Source organism: Bartonella jaculi (assembly GCF_039543045.1).
Taxonomy (GTDB): domain Bacteria; phylum Pseudomonadota; class Alphaproteobacteria; order Rhizobiales; family Rhizobiaceae; genus Bartonella; species Bartonella jaculi.
In genome coordinates, this window is record NZ_BAABIZ010000038.1 from 1 (window position 1) to 8782 (window position 8782).

The 8782-nt window shown below is 39.6% G+C and carries 8 protein-coding genes and 1 pseudogene; 4 read left to right on the top strand and 5 right to left on the bottom strand.

All coding sequences use genetic code 11. The annotated features are described in order from the left end of the window. From ABD915_RS08335 to ABD915_RS08355, 5 genes and pseudogenes are all read right to left on the bottom strand, one after another. Window positions 1–913, bottom strand: a 913-nt coding sequence (locus ABD915_RS08335; protein WP_345117323.1) for an MFS transporter, incomplete at its 3' end; no start/stop codon positions are given. A gap of 320 nt (window positions 914–1233) precedes the next feature. Continuing rightward, a complete protein-coding gene (locus ABD915_RS08340; protein ID WP_345117325.1) occupies window positions 1234–1494 on the bottom strand; it encodes a hypothetical protein in 261 nt (86 codons plus the stop codon). Between the two features lie 104 nt (window positions 1495–1598). Beyond that, the gene (locus tag ABD915_RS08345) at window positions 1599–2900 is read right to left on the bottom strand and encodes an MFS transporter (RefSeq protein ID WP_345117327.1); all 1302 of its coding nucleotides are present in this window, start codon (window positions 2898–2900) and stop codon (window positions 1599–1601) included. Between the two features lie 238 nt (window positions 2901–3138). Further along, window positions 3139–4342: pseudogene (locus ABD915_RS08350) on the bottom strand (MFS transporter). Continuing rightward, the gene (locus ABD915_RS08355; protein ID WP_345117329.1) at window positions 4339–4629 is read right to left on the bottom strand and encodes a hypothetical protein; all 291 of its coding nucleotides are present in this window, start codon (window positions 4627–4629) and stop codon (window positions 4339–4341) included. The pseudogene ABD915_RS08350 and the gene ABD915_RS08355 overlap by 4 nt, the downstream one beginning before the upstream one ends. 254 nt (window positions 4630–4883) lie before the next feature. Between ABD915_RS08355 and pyrF the strand changes: the two genes are divergently transcribed. From pyrF to ABD915_RS10330, 4 genes are all read left to right on the top strand, one after another. Continuing rightward, a complete protein-coding gene (gene pyrF, locus ABD915_RS08360; protein ID WP_345117331.1) occupies window positions 4884–5729 on the top strand; it encodes an orotidine-5'-phosphate decarboxylase in 846 nt (281 codons plus the stop codon). A gap of 188 nt (window positions 5730–5917) precedes the next feature. After that, window positions 5918–6064 carry a hypothetical protein gene (locus ABD915_RS08365; protein ID WP_345117333.1) on the top strand — a complete coding sequence of 49 codons (147 nt, stop codon included), beginning with the start codon at window positions 5918–5920 and terminating at the stop codon, window positions 6062–6064. A 291-nt stretch (window positions 6065–6355) separates the two neighbouring features. After that, the gene (hisS, locus tag ABD915_RS08370) at window positions 6356–7843 is read left to right on the top strand and encodes a histidine--tRNA ligase (protein WP_345117335.1); all 1488 of its coding nucleotides are present in this window, start codon (window positions 6356–6358) and stop codon (window positions 7841–7843) included. 865 nt (window positions 7844–8708) lie between these two features. Next, a partial coding sequence (locus ABD915_RS10330; protein ID WP_486303703.1) for a MerR family transcriptional regulator occupies window positions 8709–8782 on the top strand: 74 nt, incomplete at its 3' end.

Sequence of the window (8782 nt, forward strand, 5' to 3'; positions counted from 1 at the left end):
GGATGATCGCTAAGAAGAGGTGAAAATAAGAATGCTCAAGAAAGTGGAGGAGAATGAATGAGAGTCCAAATAAAACAAAGGATAATATGTGAGGCGTTTTGGAATTTTCTTTACATGCCCATTTTGAAACAGATATTTGGAAAAAGATCACGATGAAGGCATTCAAGACAAAAATAAAAGAAGCAGCACTTCCTCCAAAAAACTGATCACTGAATACAGGTATGGTAATTTCGAATTGGATGTAAAAAAAGTTGAACAAAAATGTGAACAGTGAAACGCCAAGCATCGACTTGTTGGTGAGTAACTTTCTAAAATCAGAAAAATGTATTTTATTGTGTGTGTTGGTATTGGTATTGTCTTTTAATGTACAATTAAGAAGGAATAACAAACAAAAGAGAAAGCCAACAAAACTAAACAATAAAGGAGGATGAATTTTAAAAATAAGCATTCCAAGCAAGGGGCCTATGGCGGTCCCTATGTTGGAAAAAATGAGTCTTGTCGATAAAATGTCGACTTTGTCAGCTTGAGAGACGTTTTTTACTAAAAAAGATTTTGCAGCAGGAAAATATAGACTGCTTCCTAGTCCAATGAAGACACAGGAGAGGAGCAGGAGGTAAAAATTATGCGTAAAACCAATGATCAGATAGCCTGGAATTCTTATTGCTAAACCCAAAAGCATGGTTTTTTTGATATGGACATAATCGGAAAGTATGCCTCCTAAAAGAGAGCCTGCTCTTTGACACCAAAAAGCAATACCAATGATGGTCCCCACTTCTATCGCACTGAGAGAATTCAATTTGCTTAAATAGATCGCCAAAAAAGGAACGACCATAAAAACACCAACATTGCTTAGCAAATTCGTTAGGAGAATGAGTTTTATGCTTGCCTTGAAACTGAGGATTTTCCGTAACATTTCATTTTTTGATTATAAGATTTATTTTATTTGCTTCTGAGAGTGCATTTAATAGAGCTGTTTGTGAAGTTCGACCAGTGGTAAAAAAAAATCCTGATACAGATTTTCCATGAGGTTGACGATCTCTTGTTCTTGTAAGGTGCATGGGGGGAGAAGCATTTTGGGGTATACTGCATGTTTTAAGAATATATGCTTTAATGTTGCTGTTGTTTGGAGGGCGAAAAATATTTGACTTATTTTGCTGTTAATTCTTTGCCAAAGCCTTGAGGCTTTTTTCCTTTTGCGGGGGGCATATAAGATGATAAATGTTCTCATCAAATTTAGAACATTGGAAACCTATGGGGCCCGTTTCTTGGGTGGTAAGCTTTAAGGGGTTTAATAGCTAAGTCAGGGATTATATCTTTTATTTTCAAAACAGATTCAGGTTGAAAGGCTTCTCCAAGATAAAATAGGTTTTTTAGAGATTTTAATTTTTGCTTCCGAGATACGATAATAAGTTTATCTGCAACACTTGACAGGCAAATGATGGTATCGATAGAAAATTCTTCGATAGCTGCACTTAAAGTCTCAAGATCAACCATAGAGGCAAATGGATAATATGGTACTTTGAGAAGGCGACAAATTTCATGAGCAAATAAAAATCCACCTCATAATCCTCCAGCTGTGAGATAATTGGCAACAGATTTTATAGAGAAATCTTTAAAAACAGTTTCGAGTTTTTTGCAGCAAAGTGTGTTACAAACTCATAATTGAGCCATTTGTGGCGAAGTGTTCTAGGCACTCTTGTTGTGCCACCGGTTTTCAAAAATTTTATGCGACATGGAAGTTCCTTATTTTTTTTAGTTTGCATGAGGCAAAGGCAAGAAGCAAAGGCGGAGACACCAATAATCATGGCAAAAAGAAAAGCGATATGACTGTTGAAATGGCTGATGATCCATCCACTTGTCCATGAGCCGGCAGCTTGGCCAATATTTGAAATAACAAGAATATAACTAAAAAGAACACTGGCAGAGAGGGATGTAGTTGTTTTCCCTGCTTGATAGTATATTTCTGGAACCATGACAGATTCATAGACACTGTAGGTAATTAACGCAGTCACAGCGGTAAAGATGCCACCCATGAGGAAAAATGCAGCGAAAGTTCTCATAAGCCATAATAGGTAGAAAGTTGATTTATCAGAAAGGCTGAGATGTTTATTGATTATTCCTTGCCAGATACAAATACTGATGCCAACAATTGAAAAGAAAACCCCACTATAAGGAGCGAGATTGCTGTCAAATTTACTGAGAAGCGTCGTGGTGGTGATGAAAATTCCCATGAGGAATGCACAAAGCAAAGCCGTGACCAGCAAATAAGCAATAGAACGATTATGTATTATTGTTTTTAAAGAAGAAAGAAAAGGCTTCTTTGTTTTTTTATCCTTTTCAAGAGATAATGTTTTATGCGGGTAGTAATAAACAATTTGAATGGATAAAACACAAAGATACAAACCAATAAGTGCAAAAAAAACCATGAGAAAAGCTGATGCGTTATATTTTATGGCGCTCGTTGCAACAAGAGGAGCGATAACGACAGCGGCATTTTGAAAAAACGAATAGAGGGTTAATGCGCGCTTAAGAGCATTTCCCTTGAGATGTTCTGATAAAATTTCTCTCAAAAATGGCTTTGAAATTGCTTTCGAAAAAGCCATTAAGGTAAAAAAGATCAACCATGCAGAAGGCATGAGCGATAGGATAACGCATACAAAAGCGCTGCTCCTTAAAATAAAGGCGGTAGCCATTAAGAGTTTACGCGAAAATCTTTCTAATAAACCCGTTGTGGTTACCATGAGAATGCTTTCAAGGATTACTGATCCAGCGAGATAAAACGCAACGTTTTCAGCGGTTAAGAGAGAAGAGTTTCCAAGTAAAGGGAGTACAAAGAAAAAGGAAAATTCAGAAAGAAAAACTGTGCTATAGATGAAAAAAGGAATTTTATTGTTGCTCATGAAGTTTCCAGAGAAGTGTCGTTAAATGATCAAATACATTTTGTGGTATCTGTTGAGGAAGTTTTATTAGCCCTGTTTCCGCTGTACACATTTCGTTGAAATGATATCCTTCTTGATTTACCAGCCAGTTCACTGCAAGAATATTGTTTTTTGTTTTTTCGACGATGTTTTGAAAAATACCAAGCGGTTCAGAAGAGAATTTTTCCTTGCCATATACGGTTATAAAAGCTGCTTGAGGTCATGATTGTATTTTTGCTGTTGTGTGTTCCTTTTTTTGCACGGCACTGTTCACGATAAAGCCTAATATGCCTGCGATCATGGTGGCGATGCCAATGATAATCAGTGTGCTTTGGGTATAATCCACACGGACAAAACCCGCACTAATAAAACCAAGGCACACCGCTGTTTGTATGATGAAGATATAGGCGGGCATTTGACTGTTTCGGTGTTCTTTCTGAATGGCTTTCATCATAAAACTTGCCATTAAGGCATTTTGCACGCCGTTGGCACCCCCAAGGATAAAAAATGAAAGCATCATCAGCCATACAATGTGTGTGAGGGAAAAGCAGAAAATTGCAAAGCCAATGATTGCTGCGGCAAGTGATGCACCAGCAGCATTGCCAAAGCGGTGGAAAAGGCTGGAGAAGCAGAGTGGACCAACCACGAGACCAAGACTTATCATGCTGGCAATTACCCCATAGGTCTCAGCGCTTAAATTCAGTTCGGTGCGGATGCGGACAATCGATAAGACGTTGAGAGCAGAGGTAAGGATAATAGTGAGGATGAGGGGAGAAAGAGCATAGACAACATTTTTTTTACGCAAGAGCCCTCTGACATCTAGCCCTTTTTTAGTTTGCTGCACTGTGTTGGTTGTTTGCACGTGCATTGTTAAACTTTTAAAACAGAACGTAGTGATAAAGGCTGCACAGAGAACCATAATTGATAATGCAAACAATCCTTTTTGTCCGTTTGAAACCATACAACACACCCCCTAGCAGTGGTCCGGCAATGTAACCAAGATTACGGACCGTTTGGATAACACGATTGATACGGTCTAGCTGTTGGTCATTTTTTGCCAATTCGGGCACAGAAACGAGGATAGCAGACCAAAAGATTGAACCAGCACAGCCTAGTGCAAAAGCAATAGCGATATAGGACCAAAATTGGTTGGCGATTGCGGCTGCGGCTATCAGTATTGCTTCAAACAATAAAACAATGGGTACTGTTCGCGCTGGTTGCAAGCGATGCAAAAGACGCGGGGCAATTGGTCCGGCACAAATTGCCCCAAGAAGCCCTGCAAACAGCAGCATTGAAATAAAGGCTGTGCTCTCTGCTAAGTGGAGAGCAAATGTAACTTGCGCTGTTTCATCGGCAAAACTGCTAAAGCCCAAGACGAGGAAAAGTCCTATCTGAGCGAGAATCATGGATTTTTTCTTTGTCACAACGCCCCCCAAGACGCTAACGCTTTTACGGTTTTTAAAATTTCCTCCTGCGCATGTCTATATGGTTTATCATTTAATTTTGCGATGTCAATTTTCTTTCCCGATGAAAGTTGAGAAAGAAAATGCTCTAGATGAGAGCTATACTCAAAGCTTGCACAGTGTCCGTTTGCTGCGATGAGCAGTTCTTTTGTTTCTAGTAAGGGAACCCATTGCAGAGTTGCAGGTGGGCACAGAGTGATTTCATTTTCAATTTCAGAAATCTCAATAAGGGGGGGCGACCGACGCATAAACGTGCTCTCTTTGTTGATACGCATTCTTTTCAATTCATGTATGGATTTTTGCCTATGATTGTCTGCAAAATAACGATAACAACGATAAAGAAGTAAAAAATTGAGAATGCGCTGTTTTTTAGTTGTTCAAGGATAAGATCAATGCAGAAGATATTTTATTCTTTACGAAAACGTGTTAACCGTGATTTTATCAATGAATTCTTTTTTGGTTGTATCGAAAAATTGAAAGAGAGATTGTATTGGGTGGTAAAATGTTTCGTTCAACTTTTTTCAAAAATCGTGAAATCTATGGACCACTTTGTATCGGCTTTGATCCTAGTTATCAGGTTTTGCAATCATGGAAATTAAGCTTTGATTATAAAGGCCTAAAAGATTTTTGTGATATTCTCTTAGCAGCTGTTGTTGGTAAAGTGGGTATTATAAAGCCGCAAGTCGCGTTTTTTGAATTATATGGGGTGGAAGGTCTTCAAGCTCTCAAAGAACTCATTGAAAATGCACACGAACAAGGCTTATTGGTTCTGGCGGATGCAAAAAGGGGGGATATTGGCTCTACTGCTGAAGCCTATGGGAAAGCTTGGCTGGGTCCAAGCAGTGCGTTTAAAGCTGACGCAATAACAGTTAATCCTTTTTTGGGTTTCGACGCTCTCGTGCCTCTGATAAAGATTGCAGAAGAAACAGGAGCAGGGGTTTTTGTGGTTGTTCAATCCTCTAATCCAGAGGGAAAGCAAATTCGAAATGCGCTTATCGGTGATCAGGCACTTTCTCTTCATCTTGCACAGTGCATTTGCAATTATAATACTCAATCTCCGGTTCTTCATCATGATGTTGGTCCTATAGGTGCGGTTATAGGCGCGACATTAGGGGCTGAATCGAAAGACACAATAGAGCAGTTAAAAAATAGTCTGTTTCTTGTTCCTGGTATTGGCGCCCAAGGCGGAACCATAACACAACTGGCAGATCAATTTCCTCAAAGACTCTGGCAGAATGTCATTCCCTCTGTATCACGCTCTATTACAGATGCTGGTCGCAATATTGTTGATTTAGAAAATGTTATCAATCATTTTGCAGAGCAAGCACAAAGCACACTGATGTCTTGAGAGGGGTGCCTCTGTGATAAATCTGAAAAGCTCTGGGGAGAGGGATTTTTAAGAGGGGGCTTCCGGCTTATCCAGAATCAACTGTTGCTTTGTGGTTTCTTTCAAAAAACACGGATGTATTTTTCATTTCATGTTGCGTGGGCGAAGGGTTCAAATCCAAGCATGCTGTCAAGCCAAAGGTTAGCAGATTGATTCCAAGCAATGTAGCCAATTTAGCGCTTAAAGCCAAGGATGACGAGGCTTTGGAAACCCGAGAATTGAGCCATTATTTGCACAAAGCTTTAAGACGCTTTTCGGCGCTTAATGGGGTGCGTGAAGTGATGAAATTTCCATGATAAGAAGGATAAGCAGTAAGAGAAGAAAGGTAAAAGAAAAAAGATTTTAAAGGGACCGGTTGCGTATCGCGTATATGGCTTTAGAGTAACTTAAAAATGGGTAGATTAGAGCTTATCCATTCAAGAGTCTAAATCAATACGAGAGGGCGGCATCTTTTAAAAGCAAAAGCTTGTCCATGTTGTTACAAGTTTCCAGTCGATAAAGTTCTATTTGATAAAGTTATTGCAGCGTTTGTTTCTATAAGATAGACACGAGTTATCTGTGAATACATATTGTTGTTAGAGAAAAACATGTCATCAAAACAAGAAAAAACTAAAGCCCGTTTACCCCGTGGTTTTGTGGATCGTACAAGCGCACAGCTTTATGCAACGGAAACAATGATTGCGCAAATTCGTGAAGTTTATGAACTTTACGGTTTTGAAGCACTGGAAACACCAATTTTTGAATATACAGATGTGCTGGGCAAGTTTTTACCGGATTCAGATCGTCCAAATGCGGGCGTTTTTTCGCTACAAGATGATGATGAGCAATGGATGTCTTTGCGCTATGATCTTACCGCGCCTCTTGCACGTTATTTTGCAGAGAATTTTGAAGTTTTGCCAAAACCTTATCGCAGTTATCGTCTTGGCTTTGTTTTCCGTAATGAAAAACCCGGACCAGGACGGTTTCGGCAATTTATGCAGTTTGATGCCGATATTGTTGGAACACCAACAGTTGCAGCGGATGCCGAAATTTGTATGATGGCAGCTAATAGTCTCGAAAAACTAGGGTTTCAGCATCATGAGTATGCCATTCGTCTGAATAACCGAAAAATTCTGGATTGTGTTTTAGAGCAAATTGGCTTGGGGGGAAATGAGCAGGCTGAAAAGCGCTTAACTGTCTTAAGAGCAATTGATAAATTGGATAAATTTGGTCTTGAAGGTGTGCGTTCGCTTTTAGGAAAAGGGCGTTTGGATGAAAGTGGTGATTTTACAAAAGGGGCCGAGCTTAAGGACAAAGAGATTGATTGTATTCTTTCTTTAACTGCTGCTGAGGCTAAAACAGCAGAGGAAACGCTTGACGCTCTTAAAAAAGTGGTTGGTAATCATGTTCAAGGACTTGAGGGGATTCGTGAGCTTGAGGAAATGCAAGAAATCTTTGCCGCAAATGGCACTGAGAATCGTATCAAGATTGATCCATCGGTGGTGCGGGGATTAGACTATTATACTGGTCCTGTTTTTGAGGCTACATTGCTGTTTGATGTGCTCAATGATGATGGACAAAAGGTTGTCTTTGGCTCCGTTGGTGGGGGGGGGCGCTATGATGGATTGGTGGCACGCTTTCGGGGCGAAAACATTCCGGCAACGGGTTTTTCAATCGGGGTTTCACGCTTGATCGCTGCTTTGCAAAATCTTGGAAAGTTGCCTATGAAGGAGACAACAGGGCCGGTGGTGGTGCTGATGATGGATAAAGAGCCAGAGGCGGTTGCACAATATCAAAAAATGGTCATGCAGTTGCGTGGTGCAGGAATTCGGGCTGAGCTCTATTTGGGGGCTTCAGGGATAAAAGCACAGATGAAATATGCAGATCGGCGCCAAGCTCCTTGTGTGGTGATCCAAGGTTCACAAGAACGTGAGAGCGGGAAAATACAAATCAAAGATTTGATTGAGGGGGCGCGGTTGTCGCATGAGATCAAAGATAATCAAACATGGCGTGAAAGTCGACCAGCACAAGTGACAGTCGATGAAGAACAATTGGTCAAAACCGTACAAGATATTTTAGCAGCGCAAAGGCGGTAGTGGTAAAAGTTTTTATAGAAGCCGATTGCCTAAAATATTCGCGAAATTTGAGAGGCAATTTTCAGGATCTGTTTTCAGGATCTGTGCTTTGCCTGTTGGGGGGCTTATGAAAAAGCTGGAAATCACATTGTTTTTTTAAGCTGGTAGCTTGTGTAGCATAAAAAAAATCTTTAAAAAAATGCAAAGGCGTTTCATTCGCTATAAATCAAACCTTTTGAGGGCACAATGAGAGCATCTTCATGAACAAAAAAAACTTTAACGAACAAAAACATTGGGGAAATTCAAGGGAGGGCACGTAACGCCTTTCCAAAAGTTTATAAAAATATTGACCGTTCATATTGGCTTCACTTTTGAATTCTCATCTGTTGGCAGAAAATCCAATCCTATGTGTTTTCTGATAAGAGTACAGAATTTAGCATGCGAAAAATGTGAGGGAGAACGAGAACATTTTATCTTATTATCCTAAAAGATTTTTTTAAGCTTTAAAAAACAATGAAACAAGCTAAATCAAACAATTTTTACAGGAAAATATTGCGGTAAATTGTAAGCTGCACTCATGGTAAATAACTGATAATATGCACTGTTTCATAAAATCCATTCTTTAATGGAGAAATATAATGGTTCCAAGAGGGTTTTACCCTGCTCTCTAAAAGAAATCCTTTTATTCTTGAAAGCCTGCTTATTCTTGAAAAACCTGCCTTGAAAATCATTTCAACTGCCTCCTGCAGACTTCGGATTTGAAGATCTTTCCCCAATCACGTTTTCAGGAGTATCCGATAGTCGGGCGTACGATCTTAGGTTCTTGTTTATTGGGGTTTACACAGTTTACTTGTAATCTATTTATATCTATGTAATAATACGTATTATGAATAGATTTGTTGGGATAGGTAAGGCCGCTCAAGCTTTGGGGGTTTCTATTAGCACTCTACGACGTTGGGA

Excerpts from the sequence above, each read along its gene's own strand:
- ABD915_RS08355 (WP_345117329.1), bottom strand. The coding sequence starts at position 4,629 with ATGCGTCGGTCGCCCCCCCTTATTGAGATTTCTGAAATTGAAAATGAA.
- ABD915_RS08340 (WP_345117325.1), bottom strand. The coding sequence starts at position 1,494 with ATGGTTGATCTTGAGACTTTAAGTGCAGCTATCGAAGAATTTTCTATC.
- pyrF (WP_345117331.1), top strand. The coding sequence starts at position 4,884 with ATGTTTCGTTCAACTTTTTTCAAAAATCGTGAAATCTATGGACCACTT.
- ABD915_RS08345 (WP_345117327.1), bottom strand. The coding sequence starts at position 2,900 with ATGAGCAACAATAAAATTCCTTTTTTCATCTATAGCACAGTTTTTCTT.
- hisS (WP_345117335.1), top strand. The coding sequence starts at position 6,356 with ATGTCATCAAAACAAGAAAAAACTAAAGCCCGTTTACCCCGTGGTTTT.